Source organism: Streptomyces sp. NPDC050619 (assembly GCF_040654815.1).
GTDB lineage: Bacteria > Actinomycetota > Actinomycetes > Streptomycetales > Streptomycetaceae > Streptomyces.
Genome location: NZ_JBFAIR010000002.1, coordinates 397,439 through 421,076, shown reverse-complemented (window position 1 = coordinate 421,076; position 23,638 = coordinate 397,439). Strand labels below are relative to the sequence as shown.

The following is a 23,638-nucleotide window of genomic DNA, read 5'->3' as shown; positions in this document are numbered from 1 at the left end:
GGGCGGCGGCCCTCAGCGCTGGTAGCGGGCCAGCACCAGGTTGCCGTCCTCCTCAAGGCGTTCGCGCAGTTCCGCCAGCCCGATCGCCCCGCTGTAGTACTCCTGGAACGCGGGCGTGGCGATCTTGTCCTTCCACTCCGGATAGCCGCGCACGGACTGCGCGGGCGCCGGGCGCAGGTGGGCGGCGAGAGCGGTGCCGGTGGCCCAGCCGTCCTTCGCGGTGCGCAGGGCGGGGTCCCGCAGCGCCTGGGTGCCGGTGGGCAGCATCCAGTCGCCCAGGGCCAGCCGGACCATGTTCTCGGGCTGGAGCAGGAAGTCGACGAACTCGACGGCCTCCTTCTTGTGCGGGCTGTCCTCGGCGACGGACAGGGTCTGCGGGCTGACGCCCTGGGTGAGCCCGTCGGCACCGGCCGGAGCGGGCAGCACCTGCCACCGGAAGCCCTTCGGCGCCTGCTGCGCGATCTGCTGGCGGTAGGAGAACCCGAGCGGGACCATCGCGTACCTGCCGCCGAAGAAGCCGGGCAGGGTGTCCGAGCCGCCGCTGCCGAGGGTGGTGGGAGAGGCGCTGCCGTCGGCGTTCGCCTGGTCGTGGATGGTGCGCGGCACGGTCTGGTCCGCCGCCTCGAACCGGATCGTCACCTTGCCGTCCGCGCCCCGGTGGAAGAGCTGCCCGCCCGCCGACAGCGACAGGTTGAGGGTCGCGGAGACGGGCTCCTTGAGCGGCCAGGCGACGCCGTACTTGCCGTCGCCGCTGAGCTGTTCGGTGATCTGCCGGAACTCCTGCCAGCTCCAAGGGTGTTCGGGAGTGGGGATCCGTACACCGGACTCCTTCAGCCACTTCGCGTTGGCGATGAGGACGCGCGGCTCCTGGAGGAAGGGCACGCCGTAGATCCCGTCGTCGAAGGTCGCCGTGTCCCAACTGCGCTGCGGGATGTCCGACTTGAGGCGGGCGGGCAGCAGGTCGGTGAGATCGGCGAGGTAGCCGCCGTACGCGAAGTCGGCGAGGTCGTCCGAGGCGTCGTGGATGATGTCGGGCGCCTCACCGCCCTCGAAGGAGGTGAGGAGCTGGTCGTGGACGCTCTCCCAACTGCCCTGGACGTACTCGACCTTGACGTCCGGGTGGGTGGCGTTCCACTCCTTCACCAGTTCCTTGTTGGCCGCCACGGACTCCTCCTGCCAGGCCAGGGACTGGAACCGGAGGGTGACGGGTCCGTCCGCGGACGTGCCGCCGCCGCTGGTGCACCCGGCGAGAAGCAGCATCAGGACGACGATCCATCGTGTGCGCATCAGCTCTTCACCGCCCCGGCGAGCATGCCGCCCGTGATCCGTCGCTGGATGATCGCGAAGACGACCAGTGAGGGCAGGGTGGCGAGGAAGGCGGCGGCTGCCAGCGGGCCGAGGTCGGCGACGCCCTCCGCGCCGATGAAGTGGGTGAGGACGACCGGCAGGGTCTGTTTCTCGGGCGTCTTCAGCAGCACGAGCGCGAAGAAGAACTCGTTCCACGCGGTGATGAACGCGAAGAGCCCCGTCGCCACGAGCCCCGGCGCGAGCAGCGGCGCGGTCACCGACACCAGCGTCCGCATCCGCCCGGCCCCGTCGACCGCCGCGGCCTCCTCCAACTCGACGGGCACGGCACGGACGTAGCCCACGAGCATCCACAGCGCGAACGGCAGCGCCCAGACGACGTACACCATGACCAGCCCCGGCAGGGAGTTGATCAGCCGCAGGTTCTTCAGCACCAGGAACAGCGGGATGATCACCAGTACGAGCGGGAACGCCTGGCTGACCACCACCCAGCCCGTCGCCGCCTTCGCGAGGCGGGTGCGGTGGCGGGCCATGACGTAGGCCAGCGGGGTCGCGATGAGTACGGCGATCAGGGCGGCGCCGAGGGCGGCGAGCAGGGAGTTGCCCGCGGCGCGCAGCAACGGCTGTTCGTCGAAGGCCTGCCGGAAGTTGTCGAGGGTGGGGTCCTTCGGGATCCAGGTGGGGTGCAGACTGCCCAGTTCCGGTGGGGACTTGAAGGCGGTGGAGATCAGCCAGAGGAAGGGGAAGGCGAGGAAGACGAGATACCCGAGCAGGGCGACGTACTGGCCGGCGCGGCCACCGGTACTGGTCCTCACGCGTCGTCACCTCCCCTGAGCCGGCCCACCAGGAAGAGGGCCAGCAGCACCGAGACCACCGCGACCAGCACGCAGCCCATCGCCGCCGCATAGCCGAACTGGCCGTAGCGGAAGGCCTCTTCGTAGGCGAAGAGCATGGGCAGGCGGGTACGGCCGCCGGGTCCGCCGCTGGTCAGGACGTACACCAGGGCGAACGAGTTGAAGTTCCAGATGAAGTTGAGCGCGGTGATGGCGAGCGCGACGGGGCGGAGGGCGGGCCAGGTGACGGTCCAAAAGCGCCGCCAGGCACCGGCGCCGTCCATGGCCGCGGCCTCGTGGAGTTCACGCGGAGTGTTCTGGAGGCCGGCGAGCAGGGCCACGGATGTCTGCGGCATGCCCGCCCACACACCGACGACGATCACGGCGGGCAGGGCGGTGCCGAGTCCGCTGAGCCAGTCGCGGCCGTCGCCGAGGCCGAGGTCGCGCAGGGTCTCGTTGAGAACACCGGCGTCCGGGTTGTAGACGAGCCGCCACATGACACCGACGACCACCTCGGGCATGGCCCACGGGATGATCGCCAGGGCACGGGCCAGCCAGCGCAGGCGCAGGTCCTGGTTGAGGAGGAGGGCGAGACCGAGCGCGAGCAGGAACTGCGGGACGGTCACCCCGACCGCCCAGACCAGGCCGATCCGGAAGGAATCCCAGAACAGCGTGTCGTGCAGCAGGTCCTGGAAGTTCAGCCCGCCGATCCACTGTGTGGCCTCGGTCCGTCCCGACTGGGCGTCGGTGAAGGCCAGCAGGATCCCGTAGAGCAGCGGGCCCACGCTCAGCACCAGGATCGGGATCAGCGCGGGCAGCACCAGGAACCAGGCCCCGTGGTCGGGAGGCCGCCGACCCCCGTCGGCACGCGGCGCGCCCTGTGCCGACCGCTTCGTCGCGGTCACCAATGTCACGTAATCGGCTCCCTTGCGCGGATCGTGACGAGAGGGCCTGGCTGGCGGGCCCCCGTCATGGTCGTGAAGGTGCTGTACGCCGTCAAGACACCGCACACACGGGCCGACCTGTGCGAATGCGAGACTGACGTTCGGATGGCGGGAACCCGACGCCGTCCGGCCACTGCGGGACATACCAAGACGACATACGACGACGACATACGACGACACGGAGGCGGAGGCGGACGTATGGACGAGGCACGGGCGCGGGACGTGCTGGCCGCGGCGGGCGTGCTGCCCGGCCCGGCACGGGACGCGCGGCTGCTCGCCCTGGGCGAGAACGCGGTGTTCGCCGCCGGTGACCTGGTCGTCAAGGTGGGCCGCGACGCCGAACTCCTCGACCGGGCTCGCCGCGAACTGGACATCGCCCTCTGGCTCGCCGAGGCGGGCGTGCCCGCGGTGCGGGCGGCCGAGACCGAGGCGCTGCTGGTCGAGGGGCACCCGGTGACGTTTTGGCACCGGCTGCCCGATCCCGTACGACCGGCACAGCCACGGGATTTGGCCGAACTGCTACGGGTCGTCCACGCCCTGCCCGCTCCTGCTTTCGCCTTGCCACCCCGCGACCTGCTGGGCGGAGTGGAACGCTGGCTGCGTCTCGCGGGCGACGCGATCGACCCGGCGGACGCGGCGTATCTGCGGGAACGCCGCGACGGCTTCGCGGCAGCCGCGGCCACGCTGGTGCCGCATCTGCCGCCGGGCCCCATTCATGGTGACGCGCTCCCCCGTAACGTCCATGTCGGTCCGGACGGGCCGGTGCTGGTCGACCTGGAGACCTTCTCCGCCGACCTGCGCGAGCACGACCTGGTGGTCATGGCGCTGTCGCGCGACCGGTACGGGATGCCCGCGAAGGCTTATGACTCGTTCGTCTCGGCGTACGGGTGGGATGTGCGGGAGTGGGAGGGGTGTTCGGTGCTGCGGGGTGCTCGGGAGACGGCTAGTTGTGCGTGGGTGGGGCAGCATGCGCCGAGCAATCCGAAGGCGCGGGTGGAGTTCGAGCGGCGAGTGGGGGCGTTGCGGGGCGGGGATGCGACGGTGCGGTGGGATTCGTTCTGAGCTGAGCGCCTGTGGTCCGGGGGCTTGTCGCTGCCTGGCGGGGCTGTCGAACAGAATGCCCCCAAAGGGGCACACGTCTCACACACCCACAAGCACGCCGCCCACCTTATGATCCTCCCGCATGCCGCGCGCAGGACCCGACCGACGGGGACGGGGAGCCCGCGCGGCCACATTCACGGGGGACGTCTCAGATGAAGAGAGCCTTATCGCGCTGCCTTGCCGTTCTCGCCCTCAGCCTCGCCCTGCTGGCCGTCCCCTTCGGCCCGGGAGCGCCCCAGGACGCCCGGGCCGCGACGAGCAACGGGAAGATCTACGACGAAGACGGCGGCCTCCTCGCCCTCACAGGCTTCAACTCCGGTCTGCACCACTACCACGAGAACGACAACTCCAGTCCGGACAACGTCAACTTCTTCCAGGTGATGGACGTCTGCGATGACGGGGTGGGGCCTGCCCTCAGCTGGACGATCGAGGGCCGAAACGTCGACGGGTGGAAGGCGGACGACTGCACGGGAGGCATCCTGGGCTTCAAGTTCTACATGGTCAAGACCGGCTACGAAGAGCGGGACATGGCTGCGATGCAGTGGTTCCTCATGACCAGGGACGCAGACGGCATCCCCCTGGACAGCACCCAGGTCATGACCGACTGGGCGGGCTCCTACTCCCATGACGAGGGCTCGGACTACTTCCCGTACTCCAGCGTCTACCAGGACGAGTACTTCGAGGGCGGCACCACTCGGGTCGTGACGATCAAGCCGACGTCCCTGGCCTACTTCGTCTGGGCCGGACCGGCAGAAACCCTGGCGGAGAACTCGCCCACCACAAAGATCTGGAACGAGATCGAGGAGCGCACACCACTTCCCGACGATCTCACCTCCGACCAGCGGGAGTCTCTGTACAAGCAGTTGTGGTGCCACCTGAAGTACGCCTTGCCGGGTGAGAAGTTCGGCGGCCACACCTGGGACCTGGAGGCAGATCGCCCCAACATCCCCTGGGGCGATGTCGAAGGACCCATCGACGTCAACGCCCACACCTGCAACTGGGGATCGGAGACCGACGGTTACGACTACCAGCGGCCCACCGACCGTGACCCCGAGAACATGGCCCCCGTGGTCGACGCGGGACCGGATGTGACCGGCGACGAGGGCTCCGCGGTCACCCTCAAGGGCACCGCCGCTGACGACAACGGCACTCCGGCCACCACCTGGACCTACACCCCGGTCGACAACGTCGACGAGGGCGCCACCTGCTCCTTCGCCGACGAAGCCGCCCCCCGTACGACCGTCACCTGCACCGATGACGGTACGTACAAGGTGACCCTGACCGCCGACGACGGTGTCAACAGCCCGGTCTCCGACAGCGCGGTCCTCACCGTCCACAACGTCGCCCCGGCCCTCACCCTGAAGCAGCCCGAGGGGTGGGACGTCCACCGCGTGGAGACCGAGGTGGGCCTTGCCGCCTCCTTCACCGACCCGGGCAGCAACGACACCCACACCTGCGAGGTGACCTGGGACGACGGCAGCACCAGCGAGTTCGCCGCCACCGACCGCACCTGCGACACCACCCACGCCTACGACCACGCCGGAATGGACACCCTCTCGATCCAGGTCACCGATGACGACGGAGGATCCGACTCCGACGAACGCATGATCGTCGTCTACGACCCGCGCGCCGGCCTCGCCGCCGGCGCCGGAACCCTGAACGACGGCCTCGGCTTCAGCGTCCTGGCGAAGTACCCCTCCGCCGACTCCACCGTTCCCGCCGGAGCGGTCTCCCTCTCCGTGCCCACGGACTCAGGACGCCGGACGATCGTCTCCACCGAACTCGAGTGGCTGGTGATCACTCCGAGCGGCGAGGCTGCGGTGAAGGGCAGCTCGGCTGCCCACGGCTTCCTCGGCTACCTGGAATCCGGCCGCTTCCGCGGCGTGCTCTGGCCGCTCTCCCAAGGCGACATCCCACCCACCGCACCCGCCTCGCTCTCGTACGACAGCACCCCGGGTGAGGACTGGGACCTGGACCGGGCCCAGGCCAAACAGGTCTCCACCGGCCTCACTGTGATCGACACCGGCTGGATCCCCGGCCTGCCCGTCCTCCCGCCCCTCCTGGGCACGACAGTGGGCAGCCTGACCGACTCCTTGCCCGACCTCCGCCTCGACCTGGGCACCACGTCGAAGCTCTGACCGACCGACACCCCCTGCGGCCGCACCCCGTCACCGGGGCGGGGTTGCATCGCGGGCCTGGATGGTTCGTGCCGCTCGTTGTAGTTCTGTCAGGACTGTGCGGAACGCCTTGTGCGCGGTGCGTTCCGGGCGGTGCAGGGCGTCGATGTGGCGTCTGGCCTGTACCCCGACGATGGGTCTCAGGACCAGCGCGGGGTGGGGGCGGCTGGTCCAGCGGGGCATCAGTGCGAGGCCGCCGCCCGCGGCTACCGCCTCCGCCGCTACCGCGAACTCGTTGATGCGGTGGGCCAGATGGAGTCGGCGGCCCGCTGCCGCGGCGATGGCCTCGATGGTCGCCATGACCGGGAAGCCGTCGTGGACGGTGATCCATGGCTCGTCGGCTACGTCCGTCGGTGTCAGTCGTCGCTTGGCGGCGAGCCGGTGGTCGGCGGGGAGCGCCACGTCGAGTGGCTCGCGCAGCAGAGTCGTCGCGGTCACCGTGCGCGGCCACGGCGGGGCGTGGTCCAGACGGTGGGCGAGGACGAGGTCGTACTCCCGGGTCAGCCGCGGGAAGTCGTCCTGCGCGACGTCCTCGTCGGCGAGCGCGAGCACCGGGTGGCCGGGCCCGGCGAGGGCCCGCAGCAGCAGCGGGAAGAACGCCGCGCCCGCGCTGTGGAACGCCGCCACCGACACCTCGCCGTCCGGCCGGTCCACGAACTCCTCGACCGTGTGCCGGGCGCGCGCCAGTGCCGTCTCCACCTCGACCGCCGCGCCCGCCAGCGCCTGCCCGGCGTCGGTGAGCACGAGCCGCCGCCCGTCGCGCTCGGTCAGCGGCACGGGCATGGAGCGCTGGAGCAGCCGCAGCTGCTGCGAGATCGCCGACGGTGTCACCAGCAGCGCCTCGGCGACCGCGGTGACACTGCCCAGTTCGCCCAGCTCCCGCAGGATCCGCAACTGCCGTTCGTCCACCCCCTCAGTCTAGGAGCACCATGTAGCGAAACTAAAGGATTGTTTAAGAAGGTGGCTCTGGGCTTCAGGGATCTCGCCGGTGCACCGTAGGCAGGTGTCCGACGCCCGCCGTACCGACGCGGTACTCCTCCTGGTCGCCCTCGTCTGGGGTTCCAGCTATCTGTCCGCCCAGACCGCCACCGCGGCCCTCCCCGTCCTGCTGGTCCTCCTCGCCCGGTACGCCCTCTCCGCGCTCGCCTGTCTCGGCCTCGTCGCCGCCCGCGCAGGCGCATCGCGCGGGTCACGCCGGTGGACCCGCGAGGAACTCCGGGCCGGTGTGCCGCTCGGGATCACCCAGGCCGCCGTCCTGCTCGTGGAGACGTACGGTGTCGCCCACACCAGCGCCGCCAACGCTGGGCTGATCATCAGCCTGACCATCGTCCTCACCCCCTTCCTCGACCGCACCGGGCACCCGGGCGGACTGCCTCCCGCCTTCTACGCCGCCGCCGGCGTGTGCGTCCTCGCCGTTGGACTGCTCATGTCCGGCAACGGCTTCCACGCGCCCCGCCTCGGCGACCTGCTGATGCTCGGCGCGGCCTTCGTCCGAGCGGTGCACGTGGCGCTCGTCGGCCGGCTCACCGCGGGCCGGGCGATCCGTCCACTGCATCTGACCACCGTGCAGACCCTCGTCGGCTCGGCCCTTTTTCTGGCACCGGCCGCGCGCGAACTGCCCACCTTGGCCCGCGCCGACGCCGCGACCTGGACGCAACTGGTCTATCTCGCGCTGTTCTGTAGTGTGTTCGCCTTCCTCGCCCAGACCTGGGCCGTCCAGCGGACCTCCGCCAGCCGGGCAAGCCTGCTGCTGGGGACCGAGCCGATCTGGGCCGCCGCGGTGGGCGTCGCCCTGGGCGGCGAGCGCTTCACGGCCCTGACCGGTCTCGGGGCGGCCCTGATGGTCGCCGGTATGTACTGGGGTCAGGCGGTGGAACGCACTCACCGCCGCACCCACGCCCTCCGCGAAACCGAAGTTCCACCCACTCAGGAGAACACCTCGTGCCCGACCACGACACTTACCAGCACCTGAACTCCCTGCTCGACACCTCCTCCGTGGACTACCGCCTCATCGACCACGACTCCGGGGGCATGACCGACAAGGTCTGCGCGCTGCGGACACCCCGCGTCCGAGGCCGCGAAGTGCATCGTCTTGACCGGTCGCTGTGCATCTCGGGTGCGGACTACGCGCGAGTCGCGCAGCCCCGGGTGGAGACGATCGCGACCCCCGCGTCGGCTGCCTGACGGGCCGGCTCACACCGGCTCGTCGGCCAACTCCCGCAGCGGCCATGTGCCGTCCACCACCGCCGCCGCGTCGCCCTTGCGGCGCAGGAAGCTCTGGAAGTCCGCCGCCCACTCGGCATACCACTCGATCTGGCGGCGGTGCAGTTCCGCCGGGCCGAGGGCCGCGACCTTGGGGTGGCGGTCGGCTATGGCACAGGCCAGCCGGGCCGCGGCGAGGGCGTCGGCCGAGGCGTCATGGGCGGAGTCGAGCGCGATGCCGTACTCGGTGCAGACCGCTTCGAGGTTGCGCTTGCCGCGGCGGTAGCGGTCGGCCCAGCGGTCGATGGTGTACGGGTCGATGACCGGGGCGGGGTCGATGCCGCCGAGGCGGTCGCTCAGGGACGGCAGTCCGTACCTGCGCAGTTCGGCGGAGAGCAGGGTCAGATCGAAGGCCGCGTTGTAGGCGACGACCGGCACGCCCGTCTTCCAGTGGGTCACGAGGACGTCCGCGATGGCCGCCACGACCTCGTCGGCCGGCCGGCCCTCGGTCATCGCGCGCTCATTGCTGATCCCGTGCACCGCGACCGCGTCCGCCGGGATCTCCACGCCCGGGTCGGCGAGCCATTCCCGGCGTCCCATGGGCTGTCCGGCCCTGACCTCTATCACCGCGCCCGTGACGATGCGCGCCTCGCGCGGATCGGTCCCGGTCGTCTCCAGGTCGAAGCCGATCAGCAGTTCCCGGTGCCAGCCCATGGGCGGTCCCCCTTCGTGGTGGTGCTTTCCCCCAGTGGTCTCCACGATCGCATGCGCCACTGACAATCAGAGGACCGCGTTCCGCTTACGCCGCCGAACCCGCTGAACCCGCTGACACCCCGGGACACTTCAGGACACCGGGCGCGAATCGGCCCAAGCCAGCTCGAACTCCTCGCGGTAGGTCGGAAAGAGTCCGCCCTCCTCCACTTCGCCCGACTTGACCAGCTTGCTCCCCCCGCGCAGTACCAGCACCGGCGCCTCCATGCCCCGCGAGCGCCGCAGATAGGACTGCACGACGGCGATTCCGTCCGAGCCGTCGCCGTCGACGAGGTAGGCCGCGAAGCGGGGCGTCTCGTCGTAGACCTGGATCTCGAAGGCGCCGGGGTCGCGCAGTTTCGAGCGCACCCGGCGCATGTGCAGGATGTTCATCTCGACGGCGCGGCTCAACTCGCCCCGCTTGATGCCGAGTTCGCGCTCGCGTCGTTTCACCGCGCTGGAGGCCGGGTTCAGGAACAGCAGTCGTACCCGGCAGCCGGACTCGGCCAGGCGCACCAGGCGGCGGCCGGAGAAGTTCTGCACGAGCAGGTTGAGGCCGATGCCGACGGCGTCGAGGCGGCGGGCGCTGCCGAAGATGTCCTCGGCGGGGAACTGGCGCAGCAGCCGCACCCGGTCGGAGTGCACGGCGACGACGTCCGCGTACCGCTCGCCGACGAGATCCTCGACCGCGTCGACGGGCAGCCGTCGCGCCGAGGGCACGTCGCCGCCGGTGCCGAGCATCTCCAGCAGCCGGGCCGAGGCCCGCTCGGCCTGATTGAGGACAGCCTCGGACAGAGCCCGGTTGCGCGAGACGACGTTGCGGGTCACCTCCAGCTCGTCCAGGGCGAGTTCGACGTCCCGGCGCTCGTCGAAGTACGGCTCGAAGCAGGGCCAGTGCTGCACCATCAGCTCGCGCAGCTGCGGCAGGGTGAGGAAGCTGAGGACGTTGTCGTCGGCCGGGTCGAGCAGGTAGCCCTTGCGGCGGCTGACTTCGCGTACGGCGACCGCGCGCTGGACCCACTCCTGGCCGGCGGGTCCGGCGGCGGCGACCACCCAGTCGTCGTCGTGGTGGACGGGTTCGTAGATGGGGCGCAGGACCGCGGCCACGACGGAGCGCAGTCGCTGTTCGACCAGATTCAGCCAGATGTAGGCCCGCCCGGCCCGCTGGGCGCGCGTGCGGACCTCGCGCCAGGCGTCGGCGTCCCAGTCCAGCTCCGGCCCGATGGCACCCGCGTCCATCGGCCTTGCCAGCGACACCGTGCCGGGCGGGGCGTCTGCGGAGTGCCCCTCGCGACCTTCGTCGCCAGGGGGCAGCTCCAGCCCTCCCGAGCCCACCCGCGCACCGCCTTCCGCTCCCCCGAGCACTCCCCATCCCAACGATCAAGGAAGGGTACTCCGGTAGCGGTCGGCGGTGCAGCCGGATGGACAGGTGTTTCTCAACTACGGGGCCGCCAGTGCCCGTTCTGCCAGGCGAGGTCGGCGGGCGTGAGCGGATTCATAGCGGTGACGTCCCTCGGGACGATGGAGAAGCCCTGCCAGTGGACCGGCATGGGCTGCTGGTCCTCGTCCCGGGCTATGTGGTGAAAACCGACGTTCACCCAGGTCACCGGGTGTGTGAGGGTTTGACCGTTGACCCACTTGTCGACCGATGTGCCCGCACCGGCCCCGCAGTTGCCCGGATTGTTGCTGGCGAACAGCTCGCACTTGTTGTATTGCGTGAAATAGACGTCGTGGTTGGTGTAGCTACGACCCGGGTAGCGGGTGGTGGTGCCGGGGACGATCTCGTACGACCGCTCGTGCCAGTCCTTGTTCTTGCCGGCCGCGCTGACCACCCGCCACCAGCGGTAGGCCTTGGCGTCGCCCGCGAGTTCCTTGGTGACCTTGGTACGGGTCGTCTTGACGCTCGGGGCCTCCTGGCCGGTGGCGGGCGCGCTGACGGCCGAGCCGTACTGCTCGACGCTGTTCTTGGAGGAGCCGTCGAGGGCGAAGTCGAGCCGCCAGAAGACGTTGTGGCTGTGGCTGGTGGCCTTCGCCCGCGGGCCCTTGCCGATGGGCCAGCCGCGTCCGTCTCCGGCGTCGTAGTCATCGAAGGAGAGGCTGCCGGTCGCGCCGACGTTCATGGTGATCGTGCCGTCGTCCTGGAAGCGCCACTCGGTCATGTACTCGTACCAGCCGACCTGGTTGACCGTGTAGACCAGCAGGTCCTTGCCCTGGGCCTGGTAGACCTTGTTCGCGGTGTCGCCCTGCATGCGGTAGGCGTGGCCGCGCGAGCGGGTGGTGGTGCACAGGCCCTTGACGTTCGGTTCGTCCGGGTTCACGGCGTCCGGCACCTTGACGGTCTTGATGGTGCCGCCGGGGCACTCGCCCGGCGCCAGGTTCATCAGCCCCTGGGCGAAGCCGAAGCCCGTCAGGTCGTCGTACTCGACGCTGCCGTCGTCGTAGGGGACGTGGATCTGGCCGAGCCGGGCGCTGTTGAGGACCTTGATCGGCTCGGGCTCGCCCTTGGGCTGGTAGGAGATGTCGTCCAGGACGAGCCCGGCCTTGCTGTCGTAGCGCCAGCACATGCGCCACGTCGTGCCGCTGGAGAGCTTCTGCTCGACGCGGTAGGCGGCACTGCAATCGGCGGCGGGCGCGGCGGCGGCCCTCGGCTGGGCGGCGGCCGGCCCCGCGCCGGCCGTCACACCGGCGGTCAGCGCGGCCACGGCCAGACCCAGGGCCGTCCGCCCGCGGGCGCGGCTGATTCTGTTGACGTGCATGAAGAGATGACTCCCTTACAGGAGGACAGGTGGGAAAAGCTGACGGAGGCGGCTCAGCCGCGGTCGAGCTCGGCGACCTTGCGGGCGCTCAGGTCGATCACCAGTGACCTGGCGTCGATCCACGACCCGTTCTTGATCTTCGGGAACAGCCGCACGCACCGGTGTTCGCCGCACCGGTCGAGTACGGCGGGCTGGGCGCCCGGCGCCGCCCGGTAGACCGCGCCGTTGAGGAGCAGCTGGTCCGGGGAGGTGAGTTCCTTGCCGGTGGCGTCCTTGTAGTCCGCCTTCAGGCCCGCGCCCAGCGGGTGGGCGATCAGCAGCGCGGCTGCCTCGGCGTTCTCGGCACGGCTCATCGGCGGCTGGACGCCGTGCTGGGTGCCGGTCTGCTCGACCTTGCCGGTGGCGAGGTCGACGGTCTTGGTGACGAGGGCGTCGTCCCGGTAGTCGTAGTACGTCACGTCGGCGCGCCGGGGCGCGTTCGGGTCGTCGACCTCGTCGGCCTCCGGCTCGGCCAGGTCGACGGTGAGGCGCTGCGGGCCGCGCTCGCCCTCGACGTCCTCACTGGCGCCCAGCACCTGCCGGTTCAGGGCGATCCGCTCGACGCGCTCGATCTCGTCGTCGGTCAGCGGGTCGCTGCCCCTGCCCTTCTCGCCCTCGGCGGGAGCCTGCTCGACGACCCCCGGCGCGGCGGAGGCGCCCTGCCCCGGTTCCTGTTCCTGCCCTGTCTGCTGTGCGGACCGGCCGCTGCCCGCCTGGTCGTTTCCCGTTTCGTCGGCTCCCGCCGTCCCCGGCAGGGTGACTGCGATCATCGCGGCGGTCGCGGCCACCGCGATGCCCGCGCCCGCCACCACTTTGCCTAGATGGCGGTGCACTATGTTGCGCACATCTTCCCCCTACTCCCCGAACCTCTACGGGAGTACGTGTTTTTGCCCCACTGGTTCGGCATACCGTCCGTGGTCATCGGGGTATGCACTGGTCGCCCGGTAAGAGGGTCGTAAGTCATAGGTGGTTCCCTCACTTTCGGGGAGACTCGGGGCCAAGGCGCCACCAGCGGCGCGGGACACCTGAAAGAGTCGTATCCATGCAGGTCTGGCCTGGTGAGGCGTATCCACTCGGTGCCACGTACGACGGCGCCGGTACCAACTTCGCGGTCTTCTCGGAGGCCGCGGACCGAGTAGAGCTGTGTCTGCTGCACGACGACGGCTCGGAGACGGCCGTGGAGCTGCGCGAGAGCGACGCGTTCGTGCGGCACGCCTACCTGCCCGGCGTCATGCCGGGACAGCGGTACGGCTTCCGTGCGCACGGCCCGTACGCCCCCGAGCGCGGCCTGCGCTGCAACTCGTCGAAGCTGCTGCTCGACCCGTACGCGCGCGCGATCAGCGGTTCGATCGACTGGGGCGAGGAGGTGTACGGCTACCACTTCGACGCGCCCGACAAGCGAAACGACCTGGACTCGGCGCCGCACATGATGACGTCCGTCGTGGTCAACCCGTACTTCGACTGGGGCGACGACCGGCGCCCGCGCACCGAGTACCACCACACGGTGATCTACGAGGCCCACGTCAAAGGCCTGACCATGCGGCACCCGGGGCTGCCGGAGGAGCTGCGCGGCACCTACGCCGCCCTCGCGCACCCGGCGATCATCGAGCACCTCACCGAGCTGGGCGTCACGGCGCTGGAGCTGATGCCCGTACACCAGTTCGTGAACGATCACCGCCTGGTCGACATGGGCCTGAACAACTACTGGGGCTACAACACGATCGGCTTCTTCGCCCCGCACAACGCGTACGCCTCCTGGGGCGACCGCGGCCAGCAGGTCCTGGAGTTCAAGTCGGCGGTGCGGGCGCTGCACGAGGCCGGTATCGAGGTCATCCTGGACGTGGTCTACAACCACACCGCCGAGGGCAACCACCTGGGCCCGACGCTGTCCTTCAAGGGCCTCGACAACCCGCAGTACTACCGCCTGGCGGACGATCCCCGCTACTACATGGACACCACGGGGACCGGGAACTCGCTGCTCATGCGGTCCCCGCACGTGCTCCAGCTGATCATGGACTCGCTGCGGTACTGGGTCACCGAGATGCACGTCGACGGCTTCCGTTTCGACCTCGCGGCCACGCTGGCCCGGCAGTTCCACGAGGTGGACCGGCTGTCGTCGTTCTTCGACCTGGTGCAGCAGGACCCGGTGGTCTCCCAGGTGAAGCTGATCGCCGAACCGTGGGACGTGGGCGAGGGCGGTTACCAGGTGGGCAATTTCCCGCCCCTGTGGACCGAGTGGAACGGCAAGTACCGCGACACCGTACGGGACCTGTGGCGCGGCGAGACGCGTACGCTCGCGGAGTTCGCCTCCCGGCTGACCGGCTCCTCCGACCTGTACCAGGACGACGGGCGGCGCCCCTTGGCGTCCATCAACTTCGTGACCTGCCACGACGGGTTCCCCGTGCACGACCTGGTCTCGTACAACGACAAGCACAACCAGGCCAACGGCGAGAACAACCGGGACGGCGAGAGCCACAACCGGTCCTGGAACTGCGGGGTGGAGGGCGAGACCGACGACCCGGCCGTGCTGGAGCTGCGGGCCCGGCAGATGCGGAACTTCATCGCCACGCTGATGCTGTCCCAGGGCGTGCCGATGATCAGCCACGGCGACGAGGTCGCGCGCACCCAGCGCGGCAACAACAACGCGTACTGCCAGGACAGCGAGCTGGCCTGGGTTCAGTGGCCCGGAGAAGAGGGGATCGGCCGGGAACTGCTGGACTTCACGCGCGCGATGGTGTGGCTGCGCAAGGACCATCCGGTCTTCCGCCGGCGGCGCTTCTTCCACGGGCGGCCGGTGGAGGGCACCCACGACGAGCTGTCGGACATCGCCTGGTTCACCCCGGAGGGCAAGAAGATGACCCAGCGGGACTGGGACACGGCGCAGGCGTCGGCGCTGACCGTGTTCCTCAACGGCAACGCGATCTCCGAGCCCGGCGCGCGCGGGGAGCGCATCACCGACGACTCGTTCCTGCTGATGTTCAACGCGTCCTACAAGACCCTGGACTTCGTGGTGCCGGTCAATCACGGCCGGCAGTGGCAGGTGGTGGTCGACACCTCCCGCACGGACGGGGTGCCGCCCGGCACGACCGCGAAGGTACAGGCCGGCGACCGGCTGACCCTGGTGGACCGGAGCATGACGGTGCTGCAACGGCCTGTCTAGGCGTGTGATGGTGCACATGGAGGGTTGGTGACACGAAAGGCGGCCGGGCGGGTACGTACGTCTGCATGACACCTGAGCGACCTGCCCCGGCGGTGCCGACTGCCACCTACCGGCTCCAGTTGCAGCCCGAGTTCCCGTTCGAGGCCGCGGCGGCGGTCGTGCCGTACCTGGCCTCGCTCGGCGTCTCGCACCTGCACCTGTCCCCCGTCCTGGAGGCGGTCCCCGGCTCCCGGCACGGCTACGACGTCGTGGACCACGCGCGCGTGCGGGAGGAGCTGGGCGGCGAGGAGGGACTGCAGGCGCTGGCGCGCACCGCGCGGGAGCACGGCCTCGGCCTGGTGGTGGACATCGTGCCGAACCACATGGCCATGGCCCCGCGCCACAACCGCGCCCTGTGGGAGGTGCTGCGGGAGGGCGCCAAGTCGCCGTACGCGCGGTGGTTCGACATCGACTGGGAGGCCGAGCGCGGCCAGGTGCTGCTGCCGGTGCTCGGGCAGCCGCTCGGCGCGGAGATCGACCGCCTGGAGGTCGACGGGAACCTGCTGCGCTACTACGACCACGTGTTCCCGCTGCGCGAGGGCACGGAGGAGCTGCCCCTGCCGCAGCTGCTGGACGCGCAGTGGTACCGGCCGGTGTGGTGGCGGCTGGCCCGTACCGAGCTCAACTACCGGCGTTTCTTCAGCATCTCGGAGCTCATCGGGGTGCGGGTGGAGGACCCGGAGGTGTTCGAGGCCACCCATGCCAAGATCCTGGGACTGCTCCATGAGGGTGTGATCGACGGGCTGCGCGTCGACCACCCGGACGGCCTCGCCGACCCGGACACCTACCTCCAGCGGCTGCACGAGGCGACCGGCGGCCGCTGGACGGTCGTCGAGAAGATCCTGGCGGACGGGGAGCAGCTGCCGGGCTCCTGGCCGGTCGCGGGCACGACCGGCTACGACGCCCTGCGGCACATCGACGGCCTCTTCGCGGATCCGGCGGGGGCCGGAGAACTCCTCGGCCAGTACCGGCGGTTCGCGGCCCCGCAGACGGACCGGGGCGGGGACTGGGCGGCGACGGTGCGGCGGGCGGCGTACAAGGTGCTCACGCACGAGCTGGCGACCGAGGTCGACCGGCTGACCCGGGTGACGAGCCGGCTGTGCGCCACCTCGCCGGAGCCCGCGCTGCGCGACCGCGCGCCCTGGGCGCTGCGCACCGCCCTCCAGGAACTCCTCGTCCGCCTGGAGGTGTACCGGCCGTACGCCTCCGGTGACGCGGCCCGGATCGTCACCGAGGAGGCCGCGGCCGAGGCCCGGCTCGCGTTCCTCGTGCCCGAGGAGTCCGGTGCCGTCGACGTCGTACGGGACCTGGTGCTCGGACGCTACGGAGACGGGCCCGAGCACCTGGAGTTCCGGGCGCGGTTCGCGCAGACGGCGTCGGCGCTGCGGGCCAAGTCGGTGGAGGACACGGCGTTCTACCGGTATGTGCCGTTGCTGTCGGCGACCGAGGTGGGCGGGAATCCGGGCAGCCCGGCTGTGTCCCCGGAGGACTTCCACGCCTACTGCGCGCGCGTGCAGCGCGACTGGCCGGCGACCGGGACCGTCGTGTCGACGCACGACACCAAGCGCAGTGCGGACGTGCGGGCGGCGCTTGCGGTGCTCACCGAGTGCCCGCGGCGCTGGGCGGACGTGCTGGCCGAGGTGACCCGCACCGGGGAGGGCGTGCCGGACGCGCAGCTGGCGTGGGCGGCCTGGCAGACGGTGTTCGGGCTGGGCCCGGCGGACCCGGAACGTGTCCAGGGGGCCCTGTTGAAGCACGTGCGCGAGGCCGGGCTGTACACGAGCTGGACGGAGCAGGAGCCCGCGTACGAGGAGGCGGTGGCGGCGTTCGTGGCGGCCGGGCCGTGCGGGGCGCCGGGCGAGCGGGTGTCCGCCTTCCGGAGCACGCTGGAGCCCTACGTCCGGGCGAACGTGCTGGGCACGGCGCTGGTCCAGCTGACGATGCCGGGCGTGCCGGACGTCTACCAGGGCACGGAGGGCGAGTACCTGGCGCTGGTGGACCCGGACAACCGGCGGCCCGTGCGGTTTCCGCCGGAGGATCCCGGCGACAAGGGCGCGGTGACGCGGGCGGCGCTGCTGCTGCGCGCGCGGCGGCCCGACGTCTTCGGCGACTCGGCGACGTACGCGCCGCTGCCTGCCGAGGGTCCGGCGGCGGCCCACTGTGTGGCCTTCGTGCGCTCCTCAGAGGTGCTCACCGCCGTGACCCGGCTGTCGCTGCGGCTGGCGGAGGCGGGCGGCTGGCGTGACACCCTGCTGCCGCTGCCGCCGGGGCGGTGGGCCGACGCGCTGGCTCCGGAGCGGGAGTTCGGGGGGCACGCGCGCGTGGCGGAGCTTTTCGAGCGGCTGCCGGTGGCGCTGCTGGTGCGGGTCGGTGAGGTCGGTCAGGCAGGCGTTTCCGGGTAGAGCCAGGTCTTGCGCGGGAGGTCGACGACCGCTCCTCCCAGTGCGGGCTGACAATCGTATGAGCTCTCGCTCCCCACTAGTAACATGCGCCCCACGCGTGGCACGGTGGATCACCTCGGCCTGCTTGCCGCGCGGCCATACGGTGGTGGCGGTGTGCCCTGGTCGGCTCCGCTCTCCGCCAGCCTGAGCTCAGAGGACCGATTGATGTCAGTTCCCTTAACTTCCCCTCCTCCAGCGGTTCCCGCGGCCCGTCGGGCAGCTCTCGCCGTCGCCCTGGCCGCGCTGGTGATCGCCGTCGCCGGCGTGGTGGTGGCCGCCGTGGCGCCGGAGGCCGCCAGGGCCTGGGTCGGTGCGACGGCGGCCGTGGCCGGAACGTGCATGGTGATCCTCACGGCGGTGATCACCTCGCTCGTGCGGCGCAACGCCAAACGTCTGGCGGCCGTGCGCGCCGAATCCGAGCAGCTGAGAGCCCACTCGGCACAGGTCAGTACGGACAGCGCCCAGCTCGCGAACGTCACCGTGCCGACGGTGGCGAGGCATCTGCACGACGGGGCCTCGGTCGACGCCGCGCTCACGGAGGTCCGTTCACCCGCCGACGCTCAACTCCAGCGGCTGCTGCACGTGTTCGCCACCTCGCTGGCCGCCAGCGAGGATCGCACCGCTGCCGCGGTCGCCGACAGCACCGCGGCCAAGGAGCGACTGGAGCAGTGGACGGCGGACGTCCAGGACCTGGTCAAGGTCATGCTGCCGGAGGCGTTCGAGCGGCTGCGCCAGGGATCCTCGGCTCAGACCGTACGGATGGAGGTTCTCCAGCCGGTCGACACCCGGCTCAGGGAGCTTCAGGGCACGGTCATCACCGAGTTCGCGACCAGTGAGCGCCGCAGCGCGGCGACGATGGCGGCCAGCGCGAAGGCCCTGAGCCGGGTGCAGGCGACGGCGACGGCCATTCTCGCCGACCTGCGGGGGATGCAGGAACGCCACGGCCAGAGCGAAGAGGTGTTCGGAGACCTCCTCAAGCTCGACCACAGCACCTCGCAACTGGGCCTGCTGGCCGACCGTCTGGCCCTGCTGGTGGGCGGGCGGTCCAGCAGGGCATGGCCCAAACCCATCGTGATGGAGAGCATCCTGCGCGGCGCGGTGGGCCGGATCGCCGCCTTCCGGCGCGTACGGCTGCATTCGACCAGCACCGCGGCGATCGCCGGGTACGCGGCCGAGGGCGTCATGCACCTGCTGGCCGAACTCATGGACAACGCCACGAGCTTCTCGCCGCCCATCGACGAGGTGCATGTGTACGCGGAGGAGCGCATCGCGGGCATCGTGGTGACCGTCGAGGGCGGCATGCAGATGTCCGACGGCGCCCTGCGGCGGGCCGAGGAGGCGGTGTCCGGCAAGCACACGGACCTGGCGTCGTTGCAAGGCACCCGCCTGGGTCTGCCCGTCGTCGGCTTCCTGGCCCGTAAGTTCGGCATGACCGTGACCTACCGGCCCTCCTCGCGCGGCGGCACCGGCGTCGTGGTGCTCATCCCGCAGCAACTGCTCGCCCAGCAGCGCGGCAACGGTTCCACCGGGGCGACCGCACCCGCTGCCGCCGCTCCCACCGCGTTGACATCCGAGGAGACGAGCGCGTCCACGGATCGGGAGGCCGGCGCGGACATGGCAGACAGAGAGCCCGCTCGGGACACCGCCCCGGAGAACGCCCCGGCACCGGCGGCGCAGGCCGAGGCGATCGAAGACCTGCCCCAGCGGGCTCCCGGCGCGACCCTCGCCGCGGCTTCGCGACGTCAGACCCGCCCGGCGGCGCCCCCGGCGGCCCCGCCGCGTTCCTCCGGCGACACCGGCAGCCGTTTTCGCGCCTTCCGCCAGGCAAGCCAGGGCCAGTTCACCGAGGACGGACCTACGGCTCCGTAGACCTACGGGGCTTCGTAGACCTCCGAGGTATTGGCTCCCTCCCCGCTTCGAGATTGGAGACAGCCTGCCCGGCCGCTCATTCGGCCGGCCGGCTACGACCACGATGCAGACGACAGATCGCAGCCTGACCTGGCTGCTGGAGAACCTGCTGTCCCGGACCCCCGGCGCCCAGCACGCGCTCGTCCTCTCGAAGGACGGGTTGAAGCTGTGCTGGAGCGAGCGGCTGAGCGTGGACCAGGCCGATCAGCTCTCGGCCATCGCGTCGGGCATGCAGAGCCTGGCCCACGGAGCGTCGCTCGAGTTCGGCGACGGCTCCGGCGGAGTACGGCAGTCCATGACGGAGTTCTACGGTGGCCTGCTGTTCATCATCGAGGCCGGTGACGGGGCGCACCTGGCCGTGGTCGCGGACGAGACCACCGATCCCGGCGTGGTCGGCCACCGTATGAACGAGATGGTGGAACAGCTGGCCGACCACCTCAGTGCCGCGCCGCGCTCGCCGCTGCCGGAGAACCCCGAGTCATGACCCGGCGGCCCGTCGACACCGGTGATCCCGACCGGCTCTACATGGTCACCGGCGGTCGGCATCGGGTGGACGACGACTCCTTCGACCTGGTCACCCTGATCGTCAGTGAGTGCGAGCCGGTTCCCGGCATGCAGTCGGAGCACCTTCAGATCCTTCGGCTGTGCCGGCATCCGACCGCGGTGGTGGAGCTGTCGGCGGAACTGGCCCTGCCGGTGACCGTGGTGAAGATCCTCCTCAGTGACCTCCTCGCGACGCGGAAGATCACCGCCCGTCATCCGCGCGCGGCACCCGACCGTGCCGAACTGCCCGACTCCGCTCTTCTGAAGCAGGTTCTCGATGGACTGCAAAACCTCTGATCCCCTCGCCCGCACGCCACTCGGACCGGCCGCCGACACCGGACTGAAGATCGTCGTGGTCGGCGGCTTCGGCGTGGGCAAGACGACGCTGGTGGGCTCGGTCAGTGAGATCCGGCCGCTGAGCACGGAGGAGATCATGACGCAGGCCGGCGTCGGCATCGACGAGCCTCCCAGGACGGGCCGGAAGACCACGACCACCGTGGCGTTCGACTTCGGCCGGATCAGCCTCAACGACCAGCTGGTGCTGTATCTCTTCGGCGCCCCCGGCCAGGAACGCTTCTGGTTTCTGTGGGACCGGCTCTTCAGCGGCACACTCGGCGCGGTCGTCCTGATCGACCCCCGTTCCCTGTCCGACTCCTGGTACGCCATCGACCGGCTGGAACAGCACGGCACACCGTTCGTGGTGGCCGTCAACCGATTCGACGGTGCCCCCGCGCACTCCCTGGACAAGATCCGCAAGGCGCTGTCACTCTCCGACGACATACCGGTGATCGACTGCGATGCGCGCCGACGGTCGTCCGGCAAAGACGTGCTGGTCACTCTCGTCAACCACTTGTACAAGCTGTCCACGGCCCGGGAGCTGACACGATGACCGACCCGCTGACCTCCTCCCCCGCGCCCCGGTCCGCCGCCGCGGGCTGCCCCGTGCATCCCGGGGCCGTGCCGCTGGGCGGCCTCGAATACCAGCAGCACCCGGACCGGTTGTACCGCAAGCTGCGGCAGGAGCACGGTTCCGTCGCGCCGGTCCTGCTCGACGGCGGCATCCCTGCCTGGCTGGTCCTCGGCTACTCCGAGGTGCACTTCGTCACCAGCCACGACGAGTTGTTCGCGCGGGACTCGCGGCGCTGGAACGCCTGGGATTCCATCCCCGCGGACTGGCCGCTGCTGCCGTTCGTCGGATACCAGCCGTCGGTGCTGTTCACCGAGGGGGCGGAACACCACCGGCGGGCCGGTGTGATCAGCGACGCGCTGGAGGGGGTCGACCAGTTCGAACTGGAGGCGCGCTGCCGCCAGATCGCCGATGTGCTCATCGACCGCTTCGTCGGCAGCGGCGCGGCCGATCTGAAGGCCGACTTCGCGCACCCGCTGGCGATGCGGGCCGCGGTGCAGATGTGCGGCATGCCGGTCTCCGGCACGGACACCGACGAACTCGTCGACGACCTGCGCATGTCCCTGGACGCGGCCGAGGGCGAGGATCCGGTCGCCGCCTACGGCAGGGTCGGGGCGCGGATCCAGCAGCTGGTCAAGGACAGGCGGGCACGGCCGGCCGCGGACGTGACCTCGCGGATGCTGACCGATCCGGCCGGGCTGAGCGACGAGGAGATCGTCCAGGACCTGATCTCGGTCATCGCCGCGGCCCAGCAGCCCACCGCGAACTGGATCGGCAACACCCTGCGGCTGCTGCTGACGGACGACCGGTTCGCCCTCGATCTCTCCGGAGGCCGGCTCAGCGTGGGCGAGGCCCTCAACGAGGTGCTGTGGCTGGACACCCCCACGCAGAACTTCATCGGCCGCTGGGCCGTGCGCGACACCCAGCTCGGCGGTCGCCAGATCCGCGAGGGCGACTGTCTGGTCCTGGGGCTGGCCGGGGCCAACACCGACCCGCAGATCTGGCCCGAGGGCCATCTCGGCGCCGCCGCGAACTCGGCCCACCTGTCCTTCAGCAACGGGGAGCACCGCTGTCCCTACCCCGCTCCGCTCCTCGCCGACGTGATCGCCCGTACGGCCATCGACGCGCTGCTCGAGCGCCTGCCGGACATCGTGCTCACCGTCGAGCCTGAGGAGCTGACCTGGCGCCCTTCGGTGTGGATGCGGGGGCTGACCGCGCTGCCCGTGCAGTTCACGCCCGCCCCCTTGTCCTCCTGAGCACCCGCTGGCGCGGCCGGCCTCAAGCGGGAGTGAACCGCACCGGCAGCCGGGCCGGGCCGCGGGTGAACACACCCTCCTCGGTGGGCAGGACATCGTCGTCGAGGCGGAGGTCGGGCATCGCGTCCAGGAGCTGGTTGACGCCTGTCTCGACCTCGGCCCTGGCCAGCAGCGCGCCGACGCAGAAGTGCCGGCCCAGCGCGAACGCGAGATGATCGGCGGCCGCGGAGAACGCGCGGGTCGTCGTCAGATCGTCGCGGAAGATGTCGAAGGTGTCGGGGTCGGCGTAGCGCGCTGCGTCGCGGTTGGCCGCGCCGATCAGACAGGTGACAGTCGCGCCGGCGGGAATGGTGCCGCCGCTGAGGGAGACCTCGGCCGCTGTCTGACGCATGATCATGTGGACGGGCGGGGTGTAGCGCAGGGTCTCCGCGAACGCCCGGTCGATCAGGCCACGGTCCGCGCGTACGGCGGCCAGCTGCTCGGGGTGGGTGAGGAGGTTGGCGAAGATGCTGGCGATGGCCTTGTCCGTGGTCTCGCCACCGGCCGCGAGCAGCAGGCTGCAGAAGGCCTTGATGTCCTCGTCACTCATCCGTACGCCGTCGACCTCGGCCGCGCACAGAGCCGACAGCAGGTCGTCGCCGAGGTTGTCCCGCCGCCGGCGGATGATCGGGACCATATAGGCGGCGAATTCCTGACGCGTGCGCTCACCGGCCGCCGCGACCTCCGGATCGCCCGCCAGATTACCGAGAAAGGCGATGACCGAGGTGTACCAGCCGTGGAACTTCTCATGGTCGGCCTTGTCCAGGCCCAGCATGTCGGCGATGACGTTGACGGGGAATCGGGTGGCGAACTGACCGACCAACTCGGCCGAGCCCGCGTCGCGGAAGGTGTCGATGAGTTCGCGCGCGTTGTTCTCGATGACGGGCAGGAATTTCTCCTGCAACTCGCTGCCCCGGAAGGCGGGCGCCACCAGCGCGCGCCGCACCGCGTGCTCACGGCCGCTGAGCTGGAGGATCGTCTTGCCGTGCACCGGTTCGATCTGCCAGTCGTAATTGTCGGTGGTGAAGACCGACTCCTTGTCCTTGAAGGCACGCTCGACGTCCTCATACCGGGAGATGATGTAACTCTGGGTGGGTTCGTGCCAGATCAGCGGAGCACTCTCGCGCATCATGCGGTAGGCCGCGTACGGATTCGCCGCGAACTGAGGCGAAAGGATGTCGGGGACTTGCTGCGCCGTGGCCATGAGACTCCCTTGTTGGGGCAACGGACAATCCTGT

20 protein-coding genes are annotated in these 23,638 nt (G+C 70.4%); 11 read left to right on the top strand and 9 right to left on the bottom strand.

The window, feature by feature from the left end:
- Window positions 1-12 precede the first annotated feature (12 nt).
- Genes AB0I77_RS04910 through AB0I77_RS04900 form a run of 3 tightly spaced genes read right to left on the bottom strand, consistent with a single transcriptional unit; the run spans window position 13 to window position 3,052 of the window.
- Window positions 13-1,287, bottom strand: coding sequence for a sugar ABC transporter substrate-binding protein (locus AB0I77_RS04910; RefSeq protein ID WP_363280916.1), 1,275 nt, complete (start codon window positions 1,285-1,287; stop codon window positions 13-15).
- Window positions 1,287-2,120 (bottom strand): carbohydrate ABC transporter permease, encoded by an 834-nt coding sequence (locus AB0I77_RS04905; RefSeq protein ID WP_363280915.1) that lies wholly within the window; start codon window positions 2,118-2,120, stop codon window positions 1,287-1,289. The genes AB0I77_RS04910 and AB0I77_RS04905 overlap by 1 nt, the downstream gene beginning before the upstream one ends.
- Window positions 2,117-3,052: a sugar ABC transporter permease gene (locus AB0I77_RS04900; RefSeq protein ID WP_363280914.1), complete on the bottom strand. Its 936-nt coding sequence runs from the start codon at window positions 3,050-3,052 to the stop codon at window positions 2,117-2,119. Before AB0I77_RS04900 ends, AB0I77_RS04905 begins: the two co-directional genes overlap by 4 nt.
- Before the next feature lie 228 nt (window positions 3,053-3,280).
- Between AB0I77_RS04900 and AB0I77_RS04895 the strand changes: the two genes are divergently transcribed.
- Together AB0I77_RS04895 and AB0I77_RS04890 are read left to right on the top strand one after the other, a co-directional pair.
- On the top strand, window positions 3,281-4,144 hold the full coding sequence (locus AB0I77_RS04895; protein ID WP_363280913.1) for an aminoglycoside phosphotransferase family protein: 864 nt from the start codon (window positions 3,281-3,283) through the stop codon (window positions 4,142-4,144).
- 191 nt (window positions 4,145-4,335) lie between these two features.
- On the top strand, window positions 4,336-6,321 hold the full coding sequence (locus tag AB0I77_RS04890) for a hypothetical protein (protein ID WP_363280912.1): 1,986 nt from the start codon (window positions 4,336-4,338) through the stop codon (window positions 6,319-6,321).
- Between the two features lie 30 nt (window positions 6,322-6,351).
- Here AB0I77_RS04890 and AB0I77_RS04885 read toward each other — a convergent pair whose 3' ends face one another.
- Entirely contained in the window at window positions 6,352-7,269 is a 918-nt protein-coding gene (locus AB0I77_RS04885; protein ID WP_363280911.1) for a LysR family transcriptional regulator, read from the bottom strand.
- A 94-nt stretch (window positions 7,270-7,363) separates the two neighbouring features.
- On the opposite strand from AB0I77_RS04885, the gene AB0I77_RS04880 reads away from it, so the two are divergent.
- Together AB0I77_RS04880 and AB0I77_RS04875 are read left to right on the top strand one after the other, a co-directional pair.
- The gene (locus AB0I77_RS04880) at window positions 7,364-8,332 is read left to right on the top strand and encodes a DMT family transporter (protein WP_363280910.1); all 969 of its coding nucleotides are present in this window, start codon (window positions 7,364-7,366) and stop codon (window positions 8,330-8,332) included.
- Window positions 8,302-8,544, top strand: coding sequence for a hypothetical protein (locus tag AB0I77_RS04875; protein WP_363280909.1), 243 nt, complete (start codon window positions 8,302-8,304; stop codon window positions 8,542-8,544). The genes AB0I77_RS04880 and AB0I77_RS04875 overlap by 31 nt, the downstream gene beginning before the upstream one ends.
- A gap of 9 nt (window positions 8,545-8,553) precedes the next feature.
- On the opposite strand, the gene AB0I77_RS04870 is transcribed toward AB0I77_RS04875, so the two are convergent.
- The 4 genes from AB0I77_RS04870 to AB0I77_RS04855 form a co-directional block, all read right to left on the bottom strand.
- Window positions 8,554-9,276, bottom strand: coding sequence for a 3'-5' exonuclease (locus AB0I77_RS04870; protein WP_363280908.1), 723 nt, complete (start codon window positions 9,274-9,276; stop codon window positions 8,554-8,556).
- A gap of 129 nt (window positions 9,277-9,405) precedes the next feature.
- Complete coding sequence (locus AB0I77_RS04865; RefSeq protein ID WP_363280907.1) at window positions 9,406-10,647, bottom strand: SAV2148 family HEPN domain-containing protein; 1,242 nt, start codon at window positions 10,645-10,647, stop codon at window positions 9,406-9,408.
- 101 nt (window positions 10,648-10,748) lie between these two features.
- Window positions 10,749-12,068 (bottom strand): copper amine oxidase, encoded by a 1,320-nt coding sequence (locus tag AB0I77_RS04860; protein WP_363280906.1) that lies wholly within the window; start codon window positions 12,066-12,068, stop codon window positions 10,749-10,751.
- 53 nt (window positions 12,069-12,121) lie between these two features.
- A complete protein-coding gene (locus AB0I77_RS04855; RefSeq protein ID WP_363280905.1) occupies window positions 12,122-12,952 on the bottom strand; it encodes a Tat pathway signal sequence domain protein in 831 nt (276 codons plus the stop codon).
- Window positions 12,953-13,149: 197 nt separating this feature from the next.
- Here AB0I77_RS04855 and glgX point away from each other — a divergent pair, with 197 nt between their 5' ends.
- The 7 genes from glgX to AB0I77_RS04820 all read left to right on the top strand — a co-directional run bounded on the left by glgX (window position 13,150) and on the right by AB0I77_RS04820 (window position 22,361).
- Window positions 13,150-15,267 (top strand): glycogen debranching protein GlgX, encoded by a 2,118-nt coding sequence (glgX, locus tag AB0I77_RS04850; RefSeq protein ID WP_363280904.1) that lies wholly within the window; start codon window positions 13,150-13,152, stop codon window positions 15,265-15,267.
- A 65-nt stretch (window positions 15,268-15,332) separates the two neighbouring features.
- On the top strand, window positions 15,333-17,708 hold the full coding sequence (treY, locus tag AB0I77_RS04845; protein WP_363280903.1) for a malto-oligosyltrehalose synthase: 2,376 nt from the start codon (window positions 15,333-15,335) through the stop codon (window positions 17,706-17,708).
- A 204-nt stretch (window positions 17,709-17,912) separates the two neighbouring features.
- A complete protein-coding gene (locus AB0I77_RS04840; protein WP_363280902.1) occupies window positions 17,913-19,616 on the top strand; it encodes an ATP-binding protein in 1,704 nt (567 codons plus the stop codon).
- Between the two features lie 103 nt (window positions 19,617-19,719).
- The gene (locus AB0I77_RS04835; protein WP_363280901.1) at window positions 19,720-20,139 is read left to right on the top strand and encodes a roadblock/LC7 domain-containing protein; all 420 of its coding nucleotides are present in this window, start codon (window positions 19,720-19,722) and stop codon (window positions 20,137-20,139) included.
- Window positions 20,136-20,495 (top strand): DUF742 domain-containing protein, encoded by a 360-nt coding sequence (locus AB0I77_RS04830; RefSeq protein ID WP_363280899.1) that lies wholly within the window; start codon window positions 20,136-20,138, stop codon window positions 20,493-20,495. Before AB0I77_RS04835 ends, AB0I77_RS04830 begins: the two co-directional genes overlap by 4 nt.
- Window positions 20,476-21,087, top strand: a complete 612-nt coding sequence (locus AB0I77_RS04825; RefSeq protein ID WP_363280897.1) for an ATP/GTP-binding protein — start codon at window positions 20,476-20,478, stop codon at window positions 21,085-21,087. The genes AB0I77_RS04830 and AB0I77_RS04825 overlap by 20 nt, the downstream gene beginning before the upstream one ends.
- Window positions 21,084-22,361 carry a cytochrome P450 gene (locus tag AB0I77_RS04820; RefSeq protein ID WP_363280896.1) on the top strand — a complete coding sequence of 426 codons (1,278 nt, stop codon included), beginning with the start codon at window positions 21,084-21,086 and terminating at the stop codon, window positions 22,359-22,361. Before AB0I77_RS04825 ends, AB0I77_RS04820 begins: the two co-directional genes overlap by 4 nt.
- Window positions 22,362-22,383: 22 nt before the next feature.
- Here AB0I77_RS04820 and AB0I77_RS04815 read toward each other — a convergent pair whose 3' ends face one another.
- Window positions 22,384-23,604, bottom strand: coding sequence for a cytochrome P450 (locus tag AB0I77_RS04815; RefSeq protein ID WP_363280895.1), 1,221 nt, complete (start codon window positions 23,602-23,604; stop codon window positions 22,384-22,386).
- Window positions 23,605-23,638 lie beyond the last annotated feature (34 nt).